Annotated in this window: 16 protein-coding genes; 10 read left to right on the forward strand and 6 right to left on the reverse strand. The window is 74.1% G+C overall.

What is annotated here, in order from left to right; genetic code table 11:
• Positions 1-7: 7 nt before the first annotated feature.
• Complete coding sequence (locus tag CXR04_RS22460) at positions 8-646, reverse strand: hypothetical protein (protein WP_101426534.1); 639 nt, start codon at positions 644-646, stop codon at positions 8-10.
• 105 nt (positions 647-751) lie between these two features.
• Here CXR04_RS22460 and CXR04_RS22465 point away from each other — a divergent pair, with 105 nt between their 5' ends.
• The gene (locus CXR04_RS22465) at positions 752-1,270 is read left to right on the forward strand and encodes a GNAT family N-acetyltransferase (RefSeq protein WP_199850510.1); all 519 of its coding nucleotides are present in this window, start codon (positions 752-754) and stop codon (positions 1,268-1,270) included.
• A gap of 61 nt (positions 1,271-1,331) precedes the next feature.
• Here CXR04_RS22465 and paaK read toward each other — a convergent pair whose 3' ends face one another.
• Together paaK and paaI are read right to left on the reverse strand one after the other, a co-directional pair.
• Positions 1,332-2,591, reverse strand: a complete 1,260-nt coding sequence (paaK, locus tag CXR04_RS22470; protein WP_234380805.1) for a phenylacetate--CoA ligase PaaK — start codon at positions 2,589-2,591, stop codon at positions 1,332-1,334.
• A gap of 50 nt (positions 2,592-2,641) precedes the next feature.
• Complete coding sequence (paaI, locus tag CXR04_RS22475; protein ID WP_101424106.1) at positions 2,642-3,136, reverse strand: hydroxyphenylacetyl-CoA thioesterase PaaI; 495 nt, start codon at positions 3,134-3,136, stop codon at positions 2,642-2,644.
• Between the two features lie 86 nt (positions 3,137-3,222).
• Between paaI and CXR04_RS22480 the strand changes: the two genes are divergently transcribed.
• The 5 genes from CXR04_RS22480 to CXR04_RS22500 all read left to right on the forward strand — a co-directional run bounded on the left by CXR04_RS22480 (position 3,223) and on the right by CXR04_RS22500 (position 8,625).
• Positions 3,223-4,122, forward strand: coding sequence for a 3-hydroxyacyl-CoA dehydrogenase family protein (locus CXR04_RS22480; protein ID WP_101424107.1), 900 nt, complete (start codon positions 3,223-3,225; stop codon positions 4,120-4,122).
• Between the two features lie 190 nt (positions 4,123-4,312).
• Entirely contained in the window at positions 4,313-6,079 is a 1,767-nt protein-coding gene (locus CXR04_RS22485) for a DMT family transporter (RefSeq protein ID WP_234380416.1), read from the forward strand.
• Entirely contained in the window at positions 6,057-6,749 is a 693-nt protein-coding gene (locus CXR04_RS22490; RefSeq protein WP_234380417.1) for a glutaminyl-peptide cyclotransferase, read from the forward strand. The genes CXR04_RS22485 and CXR04_RS22490 overlap by 23 nt, the downstream gene beginning before the upstream one ends.
• Before the next feature lie 108 nt (positions 6,750-6,857).
• A complete protein-coding gene (locus CXR04_RS22495; RefSeq protein ID WP_101424108.1) occupies positions 6,858-7,214 on the forward strand; it encodes a YciI family protein in 357 nt (118 codons plus the stop codon).
• 73 nt (positions 7,215-7,287) lie between these two features.
• Complete coding sequence (locus CXR04_RS22500; protein ID WP_101424109.1) at positions 7,288-8,625, forward strand: RNA polymerase sigma factor; 1,338 nt, start codon at positions 7,288-7,290, stop codon at positions 8,623-8,625.
• A gap of 232 nt (positions 8,626-8,857) precedes the next feature.
• On the opposite strand, the gene CXR04_RS22505 is transcribed toward CXR04_RS22500, so the two are convergent.
• Positions 8,858-9,901, reverse strand: a complete 1,044-nt coding sequence (locus CXR04_RS22505; RefSeq protein WP_101424110.1) for a sigma-70 family RNA polymerase sigma factor — start codon at positions 9,899-9,901, stop codon at positions 8,858-8,860.
• Positions 9,902-10,016: 115 nt separating this feature from the next.
• Between CXR04_RS22505 and CXR04_RS22510 the strand changes: the two genes are divergently transcribed.
• The gene (locus tag CXR04_RS22510) at positions 10,017-11,021 is read left to right on the forward strand and encodes a DUF6528 family protein (RefSeq protein WP_101424111.1); all 1,005 of its coding nucleotides are present in this window, start codon (positions 10,017-10,019) and stop codon (positions 11,019-11,021) included.
• 133 nt (positions 11,022-11,154) lie between these two features.
• Here CXR04_RS22510 and CXR04_RS22515 read toward each other — a convergent pair whose 3' ends face one another.
• Positions 11,155-11,925, reverse strand: coding sequence for a MerR family transcriptional regulator (locus tag CXR04_RS22515; RefSeq protein ID WP_101424112.1), 771 nt, complete (start codon positions 11,923-11,925; stop codon positions 11,155-11,157).
• A gap of 264 nt (positions 11,926-12,189) precedes the next feature.
• On the opposite strand from CXR04_RS22515, the gene CXR04_RS22520 reads away from it, so the two are divergent.
• Genes CXR04_RS22520 through CXR04_RS22530 form a run of 3 tightly spaced genes read left to right on the forward strand, consistent with a single transcriptional unit; the run spans position 12,190 to position 15,703 of the window.
• Complete coding sequence (locus tag CXR04_RS22520) at positions 12,190-13,752, forward strand: flavin-containing monooxygenase (RefSeq protein ID WP_101424113.1); 1,563 nt, start codon at positions 12,190-12,192, stop codon at positions 13,750-13,752.
• The gene (locus tag CXR04_RS22525; RefSeq protein ID WP_101424114.1) at positions 13,749-14,798 is read left to right on the forward strand and encodes an alpha/beta fold hydrolase; all 1,050 of its coding nucleotides are present in this window, start codon (positions 13,749-13,751) and stop codon (positions 14,796-14,798) included. Before CXR04_RS22520 ends, CXR04_RS22525 begins: the two co-directional genes overlap by 4 nt.
• Positions 14,795-15,703, forward strand: a complete 909-nt coding sequence (locus CXR04_RS22530; RefSeq protein WP_101424115.1) for an SDR family oxidoreductase — start codon at positions 14,795-14,797, stop codon at positions 15,701-15,703. The genes CXR04_RS22525 and CXR04_RS22530 overlap by 4 nt, the downstream gene beginning before the upstream one ends.
• 171 nt (positions 15,704-15,874) lie before the next feature.
• Here CXR04_RS22530 and CXR04_RS22535 read toward each other — a convergent pair whose 3' ends face one another.
• Positions 15,875-16,081: a hypothetical protein gene (locus CXR04_RS22535; RefSeq protein ID WP_101424116.1), complete on the reverse strand. Its 207-nt coding sequence runs from the start codon at positions 16,079-16,081 to the stop codon at positions 15,875-15,877.
• Between the last annotated feature and the right edge of the window lie 78 nt (positions 16,082-16,159).

Consider the following 16,159-nt stretch of genomic DNA (forward strand, 5'->3'; position numbering starts at 1 on the left):
CGGACGGTTACGACGACGACGCCTCGAAGTAGGCGTCGAGAGCCGACTCCAGATCGGCCGCCCACGTCTTCAGCGTCGCCTTGTCCGGGGCCTCCACCTCGGCCGGGCAGATGCCGCGGCTGTCGTGGACGCTGAGGATGAGGCGGCGGCCGAACCGGGAGGTCTTGTACTCGACCGCGCCGATCTCCGGCCAGGTGAACTCGGCCTCGGTGTCGTCGAGCTGGAAGCGGACGCCGGTGCTGTCGACGGTCACCGAGCCGCGGCGGTCGGCGGCTTCGAAGACGGGGCCGTCGGCGTCGGAGCCGTCGGATTCATCGGAGCCGTCGGAGTCGTCGGCCTCGGCGTCACCGGCCGCGGTCGCCTTGTCCTCGTCGGTGTCCCCTTCGGTGTCCTTCCCGGCGGACTCGGCCTTGTCTGCCTTGTTCGCCTTCTCCTTGTCGCTGTCGTCGTCTGCGGAGTCCGCGGAGTCCGCGGAGTCCGCGGAGACTTCGGAGTCCTCGGACTCCTTCTTCTCGTCGGTCGTTTCTGCTTCGTCCTGCTCCTTCTCCTTCTCGTCCGGCGGCGACGATACGAGGCCGGGCAGAGCGGCCGGGTCCATCGCGGCGGCGTTGACGGGCGTGACCTTCAGACCTTTGTTCTCCTCCACGGTCCCAAAGTATGGCCGCTGGCCCCCCTCGCGGTCTCCGGGTCCGGTTACCTGCACCGTGATGCCCGGTTCGGCACCCGGCGGCGGCTTCGTACCATTGCCGTCATGGAGATCGTCGCCGTGCCCTACGACCATCCCGACGCGGTCATGCTCAACGACCGGGTCCAGCTCGAGTACGCCGAGCGGTACGGCGAAGGCGATCACACGGTGATGGACCCGCTGCACTTCACGCCCCCGCGCGGGCTGTACCTGCTCGCGTACGACGCCGACGGCACCCCGCTCGCCACGGGCGGCTGGCGGGCCATGGACGGGACCCCCGAGGGGCACCAGGCCGGTGACGCCGAGCTGAAGCGGATGTACGTGGTCCCCGAGGCCCGGGGGCGGGGTCTTGCCCGGCGGATACTCGCGGCGCTGGAGGAGAGCGCGCGGGCCGCGGGGCGGTCGCGGATGGTGCTGGAGACGGGCAACAAGCAGCCGGAGGCCATAGCGCTGTACATCTCGGAGGGGTACGAGCCGACGGAGAAGTTCGGCTACTACCGCTTCGAGCAGGACAGCCGCTGCTTCGCCAAGCCGCTGCGGGCGGCGCGGGACGGCGAACAGGTGGAGGGCGCCGCGGCCCGCTGAACCGCGGCGGGGGGCCGCAGCGGAGGGCTGCGGCGGAGGCCGGAGGCAGCGCCCGTACCGCCTACCCCTCCCGCTCGTCCACCACCCTGCGGATCTTGCCCACCGATCGCTCCAGCGTCTCCGGCGCCACGACCTCCACCTCCACGCCCACCCCCACGCCCTCCCGCACCCGCCGCGCGATCGCCTCGCCCGCCGCCGTCCGCTGCTCCACCGGCGCCCCCGGCCGGGCCTCGGCCCGTACCGTCATCCGGTCCAGCCGGCCGTCCCGGGTCAGCCGCAACTGGAAGTGCGGGGCCACCCCGGGGGTGCGGAGCACGATCTCCTCGATCTGGCTCGGGAAGACGTTCACGCCGCGCAGGATGATCATGTCGTCGCAGCGTCCGGTGACCTTCTCCATCCGCCGGAACGCCGGCCGCGCCGTGCCCGGCAGCAGCCGGCTGAGGTCGCGGGTGCGGTAGCGGACGACCGGCATGGCCTCCTTCGTCAGCGACGTGAACACCAGCTCGCCGCCCTCGCCCGCCGACCGCACCTCGTCCGTCACGGGGTCCACGATCTCCGGCAGGAAGTGGTCCTCCCAGACGTGCAGCCCGTCCTTGGTCTCCACGCACTCCTGGGCGACGCCGGGCCCGATCACCTCCGAGAGCCCGTAGATGTCCACCGCGTCGAGACCGGCCCGCTCCTCGATCTCGTGCCGCATCTCCTCCGTCCACGGCTCGGCGCCGAAGATGCCGACGCGCAGCGAGCTGGCGCGCGGGTCGAGGCCCTGGCGCTCGAACTCGTCGATGATCGTGAGCATGTACGAGGGCGTGACCATGATGACCTCGGGCGCGAAGTCCCGGATGAGCTGCACCTGGCGCGCGGTCATCCCGCCGGAGGCGGGGATGACGGTGCAGCCGAGGCGTTCTGCGCCGTAGTGGGCGCCGAGGCCGCCGGTGAACAGCCCGTAGCCGTACGCGACATGCACCCGGTGCCCGGCCCTGCCGCCCGCGGCGCGGATGGAGCGGGCGACGAGTCCTGACCAGGTGTCGAGGTCGGCCGCCGTGTAGCCGACGACGGTGGGCAGGCCGGTGGTGCCGCTGGAGGCGTGCAACCGGCGGACGTCGGCGACGGGGACGGCGAACATGCCGAAGGGGTACCCCTCGCGGAGGTCGTCCTTGGTGGTGAAGGGGAAGCGCGCGAGGTCGTCGAGCGTGCGGCAGTCGTCGGGGGTGACGCCGGCGGCGTCGAACTTGCGGCGGTAGAGGGGGACGTTGTCGTACGCGTGGCGCAGCGTGGCGCGGAGGCGGTCGAGTTGGTACGCCGCCAGCTCGCCGGGAGTCATGCGCTCGCCGTCGTCGAGGAGCGGTGCGGGGGTGCCGGTCGTCGTGTCGCTCACGCTCGTCCCTCCGGGCCGGTTCCGTCGTGCTCGCCGTTCGCCCCGTTGCCGCCGCCGGCTCCGTGCGGCCCCTTCGCGCCCGTCGCCGGGTCGCGGACGATACGGCTCCGGCCGCGGAACTCCGCGATCACCTCGGCGCCGCGCAGCACCCGCACGTCGTAGACCCCGTTCCGCCCGAAGCGCACCCGCTCCTCCGCCCGCGCCACCAGCACGTCACCGACGTGCGCGGGCGCCGCGTACGTGATGTCCGCGCCCGCCGCGACGGCGACCCCGCGGCTGTTGCACGCGCAGGCGAACGCGGTGTCGGCGAGGAGGAAGACGTAGCCGCCGTGGGCGATGCCGTGGCCGTTCGCCATCTCCGCCGTGACCGCCATCCGCAGCGTCGCGGTGCCCGGCGCGGCCTCCAGCAGCTCGATGCCGTGGCGGCGGGCGGCCATGTCCGCCGCGAACACCGTCGTGCCGTCGTGCGGCGAGGTCATGTGCTGCACCACCTGACTCCCCTTGTGGCCCGACCGATCATTCGGTTAGCTTGCGGAGCGGCCGGATCCCAGTCAAGAGGTACGACAGGACGTACGACATGACGGAGCACAGCACAGCGCCTGACGAGCCCGGAGCCGGGGCGCCCCGCGCCATGGCGGTCGTCGGCGGCGGCCGGATGGGCGCCGGGATCGCGCAGTCGTTCGCGACCGCCGGGTCGCGCGTCGTGATCGTGGAGGGCGGCGCGGACGCGGCGGCGGCCGCGGTGGCGCGGGTCGCCGGCGCGCTGCGGCGGGCGGCCGAGCGGGGCCGGCTGCCCGCGGGGGTGGACCCGGACGAGGTGGTCGCGCGGATACGGGCCGTCGGCTCCATCGCGGAGCTGCCGGCAGAGGCGGGTCTTGAGCTGGTGGTGGAGGCGGTGCCCGAGGACGCCGGGCTGAAGGCGCGGGTCCTCGCCGCCGCCGAGCGGGCGGTGGGCCCGGACGCCGTGCTGGCGACGAACACCAGCTCGCTGTCCGTCGCCGAGCTGGCCGCCGCCCTCGGCCGGCCGGGGCGGTTCCTCGGCATGCACTTCTTCAACCCCGTGCCCGCCTCGGAGCTGGTGGAGCTGGTCAACGCGCCGGAGACCGGTGCCGCGGCGCTCGCGGCGGCGCGCAACTGGACGCGGACGCTGGGCAAGACGGCGGTGGTCGTACGGGACTCGCCGGGCTTCGCCAGCAGCAGGCTCGGGGTGGCCCTGGGCCTGGAGGCGATCCGCATGGCCGAGGAGGGCGTGGCGGCGCCCGCGGACATCGACACCGCGATGGAGCTGGGCTACAAGCACCCGATGGGCCCGCTGCGGCTGACGGACCTGGTCGGGCTCGACGTCCGGCTGGCCATCGCCGAGCACCTGCGCGAGACGCTGGGGGAGCGGTTCGCGCCGCCGGAGCTGCTGCGGGCGAAGGTCGCGCGGGGCGAGCTGGGGCGCAAGACGGGGCAGGGCTTCTACGCCTGGCCGTGAGCCGGCGCGCGCCTCCGCTACGGCCCGGCGCCCGGCTACCGGCCGGTAGGCGATTGTCGGGCCGGACCGATATGGGCGTGGAATGCGACCCGAGAGGGGTTCCCCCCGGCGGTCGTACTGCTCCGGCAGTACGACCCAGAGCATCCGCCAGGATGACGACTTTCGCCAGCGATCGCGCGATCGTTGCTATATGAGCCCACTCATGCTGTCGGTGTTGCTTTCGCTGGTGTCAGCGGTGGCATACGCCGGCGCCGCACTCGTCCAGGAGCGTGTCGCGGCCACCACCACCGACGGCGCGGGCGGGTTGTTCGCGCCGCTGCACCGCGGGAGCTGGTGGGCCTCCGTCGTGCTCAACACCTCGGGCGCGCTGCTGCACGTGGTGGCGCTCGCCTACGGGCCGCTGAGCCTGGTCCAGCCGCTGGGCGCCCTGACCATCGTCTTCGCGCTGCCGATGGCGGCGATCTTCTTCAGCCGCCGCGCCGGGCGGGCCGCCTGGCGCGGGGCGCTGCTGTCGACCGTGGGGCTCGTGGTGCTCCTGATGCTGGTCGACCCCGTCGAGTCGCGGGAGCTGGGCGGGACGACGGCGCTGGCGCTGGCCGTGGCGTCGGTGGGCGTGCTGGCCGTGCTGACGCTGGTGGGCACGCGGATACGGCATGTGGCGGCCCGCAGCGTGACGCTGGCGGTGGCCTCGGGCGCGGCGTTCGGCATGGCATCGGTGTTCACCAAGGACGTCACCGCGGACTTCATGGACCCGCTGGCCATCGGCATGATCGCGATCCTCGCCCCGGCCGGGCTGCTGCTGTCGCAGGCGGCGTACCGCGGCGCGGGGCTGTCGGCGCCGCTGGCGACACTGACGGTGGTCAATCCCGTGATAGCGGCGGCGGTCGGCGTCACGGCGCTGGGCGAGACGGTGCGGTACGGGGCGCTCGGCGCCCTGCTCGCCATCGGGGCCGGCGTGGTCGCGGCAGCGGGGCTGATCGAGCTGACGGTCCAGGCGCACCGTACGCCGCCGGAGGAGCCGGCCGGCGAGCCCGCCACCGGGACCGCCGCGGCGCCGGCGGACGGGGCCGTGGCACCGGTCACCGGCAGGGTGCCCGCCCCCGCCGCGCCGCCCGAGCCGGTCGCACCGGCAGACCCCGCCGGGCCCGCCCCGGTCCTGGACGGGCCCGGGGCCGTGCCCGGCTCCGTACCCGCGCCCACTCCCGCGTACCACGCGGGTGCGGCAGCGGCGGCGGCGCTCTACGAGACCGCCCCGGCCGCGGAGGCCGGGCCGGAGGCGCTCGGGCCCGACGGGCCCGGGACGGATGCGTCCAGGACAGGTGTGTCCGAAGCCGGCCGCGCCCAAGCGGCGCACGCCGACGCGGCGCACGCCGGGGGCGGCCGTGCCGGAACGGGGCGCGCCGGCGCCGCGCCCGCCGCGACCCGGGGCGGCGAGCCCCGTACCTCCGAGACCCCCGCCCCCCACACCCCGGCGCCCGAGACCCCCGCACCCCGGGTCCCGGCGCCGGAGAACGCCGCCCCCGCGGGCCCGTCACCCGCGGTGGCGGCGCTCATCGTTGCCGGCGCCGCCGCGTCCGGCGGCGCCGCCCTGGCGCCGCACCCCGCCGGCTGCTCCCGCTTATCCGGCCCGCCAGGACCCCGCCCAGCCACGACGACCGGCACGGCATCGTCCGCCGGTGCCCCCGTCCCCGTCGCACCCGCCTCTGCAGCACCCGCCTCCGTCACTCCCGGCGGTGACACCGAAGCCGTCCCGCCTCCGTGCTGTGCGACCGCTGTGCCATGGTGGCCCCATGCGCCGCATCGCCGTGACCGCCTCCGCTCTCCTCGCCGCGGCGCTGGCCGCGTGCTCGACGGGGGACCCCGGGGCGGCGCAGAGCGGGAGCGGCCGGAGCCCGGCTCCCACGGACCAGGACGTACAGGAGCTGCGGGTACGGGTGCTGGAGCGCCTGCCGCATGACGCCGAGGCGTTCACGCAGGGCCTGGAGCTGCGCGGGGACGTCCTCTACGAGGGCACGGGACTGGAGGGCAGCTCCTCCGTACGCCGCGGCCCCGCCGGCGGCACCCCCACCGTCCGCCGCGACCTGCCCGCCCCGCTCTTCGGCGAGGGCCTGACCCTCGTCGGCCCCCGGCTCTGGCAGCTCACCTGGCAGGACGGCATCGCCATCGAGCGCGACGCCGAGACCCTCAAGGAGCTGCGCCGCGTGCGCTACGAGGGCGAGGGCTGGGGCCTGTGCCAGGACCGTACGGACGGCGGCACCGGCGGCCGGCTCGTCATGAGCGACGGCAGCTCCCGGCTCACGTTCCGCGACCCGCAGACGTTCGAGCCCACAGGACACGTGGACGTCACCCGCGCCGGCGCCCCCGTCGACCAGCTCAACGAGCTGGAGTGCACCCCCGACGGCAGCGTCTACGCGAACGTCTATCAGACCGACACCCTGGTCCGTATCGACCCGGACACCGGCGCCGTCACCGCGGACATCGACGCCGCGGGGCTGCTCACGCCCGCCGAGCTGCGGGCCGGGGCGCGCCAGCTCAACGGGATCGCCGCGGTCCCCGGCGGCGACGAGTTCCTGCTCACCGGCAAGTACTGGCCCCGGATGTTCCGGGTCGAGTTCGTGGCGCGCTGAGGTCGCGGAAAAAACTTCTGGGCGGGTGTCGATCCGGCAGGGTGCCGTTCGACGCATGGGCAGAAGGACGGCACCGGGCCGCCCGCGACGAGTACGAGGAGACGCGCGATGCGCTACATGATGCTGATCGAGCCGGACCTGGAGAACAGCCCCGCCGACGGGATGCCCAGCCAGGAGATCATGGACGAGATGGGCAAGCTGCTGGAGGAGATGACCAAGTCCGGCGTGCTGCTCGACACCGCCGGGCTGAAGCCCGGTGAGGAGGCCGTACGGGTCGTCTCCGACCACGGGAAGCTTTCCGTCGTCGACGGTCCCTTCACCGAGTCCAAGGAACTGGTCGGCGGCTATCTCATCGTCCAGGTCAAGTCGAAGGAAGAGGCCCTGGAGTGGGCCAACCGGTTCCTGAAGGTGCACGGCGAGGAGTGGACCATCACCCTGGAGCTGCGGGAGATCATGGAGCCGTAGCCGCAGGTGACGGCCCAGGTCAGGGCCGTTGAGAGTTGCCTTCGGCCGGGGCGGGCTGTTCTGATGTGGGGCTGTGACGGCTTCGCAGGACGCCCGCGCCCGGCGGGAGGACGTACCAGGGCCGCCCGTCGCCGCGCGGGGGGCCACCGACCGCGCCGTGGCGGCGGTCTGGCGGATCGAGTCCGCGCGGATCATCGCGGGCGTGGCCCGTATCGTGCGCGATGTCGGGGTGGCGGAGGAACTGGCGCAGGACGCGCTGGTCGCGGCCCTGGAGCAGTGGCCCGGGTCGGGGGTGCCCGACAACCCCGGCGCGTGGCTCATGGCCACGGCCAGGCGGCGGGCCATCGACCTCGTACGCCGCAAGGAGCGCTACGCGCGCAAGCTGGCGGAGATCGGCCACGACCTGGAGAGCCGCCGCCCGGAGGGCGAGGCGCAACTCGCCGCGGTCCTCGACGACGACATCGAGGACGACCTGCTGCGGCTGGTCTTCACGGCCTGCCACCCGGTGCTGTCCACGCCCGCGCGGGTGGCGCTCACGCTGCGGCTGCTGGGCGGGCTGACGACGGAGGAGATCGCGCGGGCGTTCCTGGTCACGGAGCCGACGGTGGCGCAGCGCATCGTACGGGCGAAGCGGACACTGGCGAAGGCGGAGGTGCCGTTCGAGCAGCCGCAGGGGCCGGAGCGGGCGGAGCGGCTGGAGTCGGTGCTGGAGGTCATCTACCTGATCTTCAACGAGGGTTACTCGGCGACCGCCGGCGACGACTGGATGCGCCCGGGGCTCTGCGAGGACGCGCTGCGGCTGGTGCGGGTGCTGGCGGGGCTGGTGCCGGAGGATCCCGAGGTGCACGGTCTCGCGGCGCTGCTGGAGATCCAGGCGTCGCGCGCGGCCGCGCGCACCGGGCCCGGCGGCGAGCCGGTGCTGCTGCTGGAGCAGAACCGCGGGCGCTGGGACCACCTGCTGATCCGGCGCGGGTTCACGGCGCTGGCGCGGGCGCAGTCACTGGTCACGGCCGGGGCGCCGGGGCCCGGTCCTTACGCGCTGCAGGCGGCGATCGCCGCCTGCCACGCGCGGGCGTCGCGGGCCGAGGACACGGACTGGGGGCAGGTCGTCCGGCTGTACGAGGCCCTGGCGCGGGTGGCACCGTCGCCGGTGGTGGAGCTGAACCGGGCGGTGGCGGTGTCCATGGCGTACGGTCCTGAGGACGCGCTGCGGATCGTCGACGGGCTCGCGGAGGAGCCGGCGCTGAAGGACTACCACCTGCTGCCGAGCGTGCGCGGCGACCTGCTGCGGCGGCTGGGGCGGGTGGAGGAGGCACGGGAGGAGTTCGCGCGGGCGGCGGAGCTGACGCGCAACGCGCAGGAGCGCACGCTGCTGCAGACCCGCGCGGAGTCCTCGCCGGACGGGCCGTAGCGGGCGGGGCTGCGCCGGACCGGGCCCTTGCGGACGGGATCTGGCGGGACGGGTCACGGCGGGCACGCATGCCGGGCCCGGCGGATCGGGCCGTGGCGAACGGGGTCCGCGGCGGACGGGCCGGAGCGGACCGGGCCTTCGGAACCGGTCCCGGCCGCGGGCGCCGTAGCATCCGGGCGCGGTGGCGGGGCGGTCCGGGGGATCGCCCGGCCGGCCTCGCCGGTCCGCGCGCTCAGTCCGCCAGCACCAGCGGCAGGCCGAAGAGCGGGAACAGCCGGTCCACGCCCAGGAAGCTGTTCATGTGGGTGACCTTGCCGTCCTCGATCTCCAGGACCTGTATCGCCCAGCCGCGGTGACCGCCGCTCTCGGGATCCGGGTGGTACTGCGCGAAGGCCGGCATGCCGTTCGCCGAGCAGGGGACCAGGCGGGAGCCGCGGCAGACCGCGCCGGTGCCGAGGAACCAGGTGCGGATGTCCTCCGGGCCCTGCAGCCAGAGCGGCAGCGGGGGCATGGAGAGGATGACGTCCTCGCGCATGAGCGCCGTGAGCGCATCCAGGTCGTACCGCTCGAAGGCGTCCACGTACCGCTCCAGGAAGCGCTGCTGGTCCGCGTCCAGCGGCTTGGCCGGCTCGCTGTCGGCCGGGGCCTCGGCGGCCAGCGTGGCGCGGGCGCGCTGCAGCGCGCTGTTCACCGACGCCACGGAGGTCTCCAGCAGCTCCGCGACCTCGCTCGCCTTCCAGGCGAGCACGTCCCGGAGGATGAGCACCACGCGCTGGCGCGGCGGCAGGTGCTGGAGCGCGGCGACGAAGGCGAGGCGCACGGAGTCGCGCTGGGCGGCGACCTCGGCGGGGTCGCCGCCCTCGGGGAGCACCTTCTTGTCCGGCATCGGCTCCAGCCAGGTGGCCTCCGGGAGGGCCGCGCCGAGGGCGGCCTCCGGGGGCGTGGTGGCGGCGCCGGGGGACGACAGGTCCATGGGGCGGGCGCGGCGCTGGGGGCTGCCGTGCATGTCGAAACAGACATTCGTGGCGATGCGGTACAACCACGAGCGCATCGACGCGCGGCCCTCGAAGCGCTCGAAGCCCTTCCAGGCGCGCACCATCGTCTCCTGGACCGCGTCCTCCGCCTCGAAGGCGGAGCCGAGCATGCGGTAGCAGTACCCGGTCAGCTCGATGCGGTGGGACTCCAGGCGCTTCTCCACCGGCTCTTCTGCGGCGGGGTCCGCCACCGTTTCTCTGGTCACTTCGTCATCGTAAGGGCGGCCACTGACAAGAGTCATCGGGTGGGACAGATGCGCAGAATTCACCAATCAGCCACCGCAAGGGCTTACTTCCCGTCGTTCCGCGTGGCACTGTGCGGATGATGTTGATCAGAGCAACCCGTCAGGAGTGCCCATGACCGGCAGACCCACACGTCGTACGGCCCTGCTCACCGCGCTCGGCGCGGCCGCGGCCGCCACGCTCCCCGCCGCCGCCGCGCACGCGGCCGGCGGCAAGCCCACCCCGCCCGTCGCCGTCACCGACCAGAAGTCCCGCCGCGTCCTCGTCCTCGACTCCCGGCTGCCGTGGGACTCGCCGGACGCGGTGCGCTGGGCGTTCTCGCCGGAGGGCGACGAGCGCTACGCGGACCTGGTGCCGCAGGCGAGCTGGACGTATGTCGACGAGGCCAAGGCCCGCCGCCGCAGGGGCCGTACGTACCTGCTCACCACCGCCTCGTTCGGCTTCGCCGCCGTCGTCGAGGTGCCCACCGGCCGCCGCTACTGGGCCGGTGCCCTCGCCGGCGGTACGGACTCGGTCAACCCGCACAGCATCGAGCTGCTCCCCGACGGCAACGTCGCCGTCGCCGGCAGCACGGGCGACACCATCCGCCTCTACGCCGCCTCGCAGGGCCCGGCGACGGACACGTACTTCGAGTACCGCTTCGACGACGCACACGGGCTGCAGTGGGACAACAGGAACGGCCTGCTGTGGGCCATAGGCTACGACGAGCTGATCGCCCTCAGGGCCGGCGGCACCCCCGCCGCGCCCACGCTCACCCGCGTCGACGGCGCCGCGCTGCCGCACCCCGACGGCGTACGGGCCGGCGGGCACGACCTCAGCCTCGTCGCGAGCCGCCCCGGCCGGCTGTGGCTGACCACCAACTACGGGGTGTACCAGTACGACATCGGCCGGCGCGAGTTCCGTAAGGACTTCGCCGGCGCCGCGCAGATCAGCCGGCGCAGCGTGAAGGCGGTCAGCGACGTGCAGGGCAGCGGCCGGGTCGCCACGACCGTGCCGGAGCCGGGCCTCGGCAAGACGTGGTGGACGACGACGGTGTCGGCCCACAATCCGGAGGGCGCGTACAAGCTCCCCGACAGCGGGATCTACAAGGCCCGTTGGTGGCTGCCGGAATCCCGGTGAACGCCCGCAGGGCCCAGGTGACCGAGCCCGGTCACGCCGCCGCCCGCGATACGGCCCCGGACCTGGCCTCCGGCGACGTGCCGCCCGCGGCCTGAGGACCGGCGTCCCGGACGCCGGTACCTGACCGGCCGGTTCAGCCCTCCGGCTCCTCGGCGGTGGACCCGGCGTGCGTGCGCTTCCACTCCTCGAACTCCTTGCGCACCCGCCGGTCCATCGCCATGGCCACCTCCGCCTCCAGCACCTCCATCGACACCGGCCGCAACTGCTCCAGCGCGTCCGTCAGCCGCTCCACCTGCTCGCCCGTCAGCTCGCCCGCGGGCGTCTCCATGACGTCGGCCAGCACGTGCGCCCGTATGAGCGCGGTGAACAGCTCGGCGAGGTCGTCGGCGTGCGCGCGCACCTCGCGGGCGGCGGCGAGCACGGCGGCCAGTGGCACGCCCCTGGCCACCAGCTTCGACGAGGCGTCCAGCAGCCGCCTGCTGACGTGGATGAACTCCTCGCCCTCCACGGCGACATACCCCATGTCGATGGACGTCGCCAGGTTCTCCGGCGAGACCTCGCCCGCGAACCGGTCGGCCAGCTCCTCCGGCGTGATGCGCACCGGGGTCTCCTCCGACCACGGCTTGGTCAGCGTCTCCTCCAGGCCGAGCAGCTCGGCCGCGCCCCGTACGTCCCGGCCGCTCTCGAAGGCGGAGATCAACTCGGCGATGCCGCCCAGGGCGTGGCCGCGGTCCAGCAGCGCGGCGATCGTCCGCAGCCGGGACAGGTGGGCCTCTCCGTACCAGGCGATACGGCCCTCGCGGCGCGGCGGCTGGAGGAGCTTGCGCTCGCGGTAGAAGCGCAGGGTGCGGACGGTGATGCCGGCGCGCTCGGCCAGCTCCTCCGTCCGGTATTCGCGTCCCACCGTCTGTCCCCTCCGCCGGGCTTCCACCGGTCATCTTCCGGTCTTCCGTGGGCCCTTCGCCGGCCCTTCCGCCGGCCTCCGGCCGTCCTCGCAGGTCCGTGCCGTACGCCCCGACCACCAGGGTAGGACCTCCCGCCGACACCCCGCCCCCGGGCGGAAGTCGATCACGCCGGCCCCCTACCCATCGGTAAGGACAGGCCCTACGCTCTCATCGTGCCAGTGAATGCTGGCGCAATCGACTCCACGCCTGGGAGGACGACGGCGATGACGCGTGAACACGTCAGGGTGGCGGTGATCGGCTCCGGCTTCGGCGGCCTGGGCGCCGCCGTAAGGCTGCGCCGGGAGGGGATCACGGACTTCGTCGTGCTGGAGCGCGCGAGCACGCTCGGCGGCACCTGGCGGGACAACAGCTACCCGGGCTGCGCCTGCGACGTCCCCTCCCACCTCTACTCGTTCTCCTTCGCGCCCAACGCCGAGTGGCCGCGCACCTTCTCCGGACAGCGGCACATCCGCGACTACCTGGAGCAGGTCGCCGACGTCTTCGGCGTACGGCAGCACATCCGCTTCGACCACGAGGTACGCAGCATCCGCTGGGACGACGACGAGCTGCACTGGGAGATCGACACCGCGCGCGGCGAACTCGCCGCCGACGTCGTGGTCTCCGCCACCGGCCCGCTGTCCGACCCGAAGGTCCCGGACATCCCCGGCCTCGACACGTTCCCCGGCAAGGTCTTCCACTCCGCGCGCTGGAACCACGACCTGCCGCTGGGCGGCAAGCGCGTCGCCGTGGTCGGCACCGGGGCCTCCGCCATCCAGATCGTGCCCTCCGTCCAGCCCGAGGTCTCGCGGCTCACCGTCTTCCAGCGCACCCCGCCGTGGGTGCTGCCGCGGGTGGACCGCGCCATCACAGGACCCGAGCGGTGGCTGCACGCGCGCGTACCCGCGACCACCAAGCTGCGCCGCGGCATCCTGTGGGGCATCCGCGAACTCCAGGTGGGGGCGTTCACCAAACACCCCAACGAGCTGGGATTCGTGGAGGGGCTGGCCAAGCGGAACCTGGGCCGGGTCATCAAGGACCCCGTACTGCGCCGCAAGCTCACCCCCGGCTACCGCATCGGCTGCAAGCGGATCCTGCTGTCCAGCGACTACTATCCGGCGCTCGCCCAGCCCAACGTCGACGTCGTCGCCTCCGGCCTGAAGGAGGTGCGCGGCTCGACCCTCGTGGCCGCCGACGGCACCGAGACCGAGGCCGACGCGATCATCTTCGGCACCGGCTTCCACGTCACCGACATGCCCATCGCCGACCGCATCAAGGGGCGTGACGGCACCACCCTCGCGGAGGCGTGGAGCGGCGGGATGGAGGCGCTGCGCGGCGCCAGCGCGGCCGGTTTCCCGAACCTGTTGACGATCATCGGCCCCAACACCGGCCTCGGCAACAGCTCGATGATCCTCATCATCGAGGCGCAGCTCACCTACATGGCGGACTTCGTACGCCAACTCGGCCGCCTCGGCAAGCCCGGCGGCCGCGTCGCGCTCGACGCGCGCCCGTCCGCCGTGAAGGCGTGGAACGCGCGGGTGCAGGAGCGGATGAAGCGCACGGTATGGAACACCGGCGGCTGCGACAGTTGGTATCTCGACGCCAACGGGCGCAACACGACCGTGTGGCCGGGCACGACGACGGAGTTCCGGAGGGTGACGAGGAGGGTGCATCCGGAGGAGTACGAGGTGCTGCGCGCCGGTGAAGGGGTGCTGCGCACCGACGGTGAAGGGGTGCCCGGTGCCCGGCGGTCCGGCGCGGCGCGGCATGACGAGGAGGCCGTCCGATGACCAGGCTCATGCACGTCACCACAGGCCCGTACGCCCCGCCCGTACCGCGGCGCGAGCTGACCGCCGTCTCCGCCGACGGCACCCGGCTGTACGTCGAGGAGCACGGCCCGAAGGACGCGCCCGCCGTCGTCCTCGCGCACGGCTGGTGCTGCTCGACCGCCTTCTGGGCGCCGGTCGTCCGGCAGCTCGCGCCCGACTACCGCGTCGTCGTGTACGACCAGCGCGGCCACGGCCGCAGCCCCGCCGGCAGCGACGGCTCGTACCACACCGCCACGCTCGCCGACGACCTCGGCGCCGTGCTGGACGCGGCGCTGGCGCCCGGCGAGAAGGCCGTGATCGGCGGCCACTCGATGGGCGGCATGACGCTGATGGCCGCCGCGGGCCGCCCCTATCTGCGCGAGCGGGCCGCCGCCGTGCTGCTGTGCAGCACGGGCAGCTCGCGGCTGGTGCCCGAGTCGCGGGTGGTGCCGCTGCGGGCCCGTACGCTGCGCTCCGCGATCCAGCGCGCGCTGCTGGTCTCGCGGCTGCCGATGGGGCCGGTGACCCCGCTGTCGAAGAAGGTGCTGGGCCCGGCGATCCTGGGCCGCGGCGCCACCCCGGCGCAGATCGAGGCGAGCGTACGGATCGTCTTCGCCACCCCGCGCAGGGCGCGCGGCGCGTGGGGGCGGGTGCTGGCGTCGCTCGACCTGGACGCGGAGGTGGCGCGGATGCCGGTGCCGGCCGCGGTGGTGCACGGCAGCGCCGACCGGCTCACGCCGGTGAAGCTGGCGCGGAAGATCGACGAGCTGCTGCCGGAGCGCGCGGGCTTCACCGAGCTGCCGGGGCTGGGGCACATGACGCCGATCGAGGCCCCGTACGCGGTCGCGGAGGTGCTGCGCGGGCTCGTACGCGACCACCTGGCGGGACCGCCGGAGGAGGCGCAGGCTGAAGTGGCCGCCGAGGCGGCCGGGGAGACGGCCCCCGAGCCGGCCGGTGACTCGACCGCCGGGACGACAGCCGATCCGGCCGCCACGGCGGCCGCCGAGAAGGAGGAGGCGGGCGCATGAGCCGCCGGCACGGGCTTGAGGGCAGGACCGTCGTCGTCACCGGCGCCGCCCGCGGCGTCGGCGCGCTGCTGGCACGCCGGCTCGCGGCCCGCGGGGCGCGGCTCGCACTGGTCGGGCTGGAGCCGGACGAGCTGAAGAAGGTCGCCGGCTCGCTCCCCGGCGAAGCCGCCCACTGGTACGCGGACGTCACCGACCACGACGCGATGGCCGGCGCCGCCGCCGGGGTCGAGGAGCACTTCGGCGGCGTCGACGTCGTCGTCGCCAACGCGGGCGTCGCCACCGGCGGCCCGTTCCTCGACTCCGACGCCCGCTCCTTCGACCGCGTCATCGAGGTCAACCTGCTGGGCAGCGTCGCCACCGCCCGCGCCTTCCTGCCCGCGCTGGTCCGCGCCCGCGGCTACCACCTCCAGATCGCCTCGCTCGCCGCCGTGACGCCCGCGCCGATGATGGCGGCGTACTGCGCGTCGAAGTCCGGCGTGGAGGCGTTCGCGCACTGCCTGCGCGGCGAGGTCGGCCACCAGGGCGTGGACGTCGGCGTCGGCTATCTGAGCTGGACCGACACCGACATGGTGCGCGGCGCCGACGAGGACGAGGTGCTGCGCGACATGCGCGCACGGCTGCCGTGGCCGTCGAACAAGACCTATCCGCTGGCGCCCGCCGTCGAGCGTCTGGTCGCGGGCATCGAGCGGCGCTCGCCGCACGTCTACGGGCAGTGGTGGCTGCGCGGCATGCAGTCGGTGCGCGGCGCGCTGCCGTCTCTCGTCACCGGGCCGCTGGGGCGGCGGGAGATGCGCAAGCTCGCGCCCCGGCTCGCGGCGACGCGGGAGGCGCGCGGCGGACTTGTGGGCGCGGGCGGCGCGGCCGACGAGCGGACGCGGGCGCTGCGGGGGACCCCGGAGCGGTAGCGTGCGGCGGCGGCCCGGCGCGTACGGCGGCGGTGGCGAACGCTCGTACGCCGTATGCCCGTACGCGCTGAAGGCAGACCCGCGCGCGTTCGTACGCGCCCGGCGGCACAACGGCGAAGGGGCGCACCCGGCGTGGGGTGCGCCCCTCGGGCGTGGCTCAGCGACGCCGTATCAGCGCTGCTCCCGCTGGTCGTCGCGCTTGTCGCGGTCGTCCTTCATGCGGTCGCGGCCCTGCTCCGCGCCCTCCTTGGCGCGCTGCGAAGTGTCCTGGCCGGACTCCTGCTTCTGCTCGCGGCTCTGCTGCGCCTTGTGCGCGGCCTGCTTGGCCTTCTCGGCCGCTTCGCCGGCCATCTCCTTCGCCTTGTCGAATGCGCCCATTCTTGTCACTCCTAGTGAGAGAGGGGGGTTCGGGCCTCCCTCAGGCTTACATGAACGGACGAATGCTGCATTCCGGGA

This window comes from Streptomyces sp. CMB-StM0423 (genome assembly GCF_002847285.1).
GTDB lineage: Bacteria > Actinomycetota > Actinomycetes > Streptomycetales > Streptomycetaceae > Streptomyces.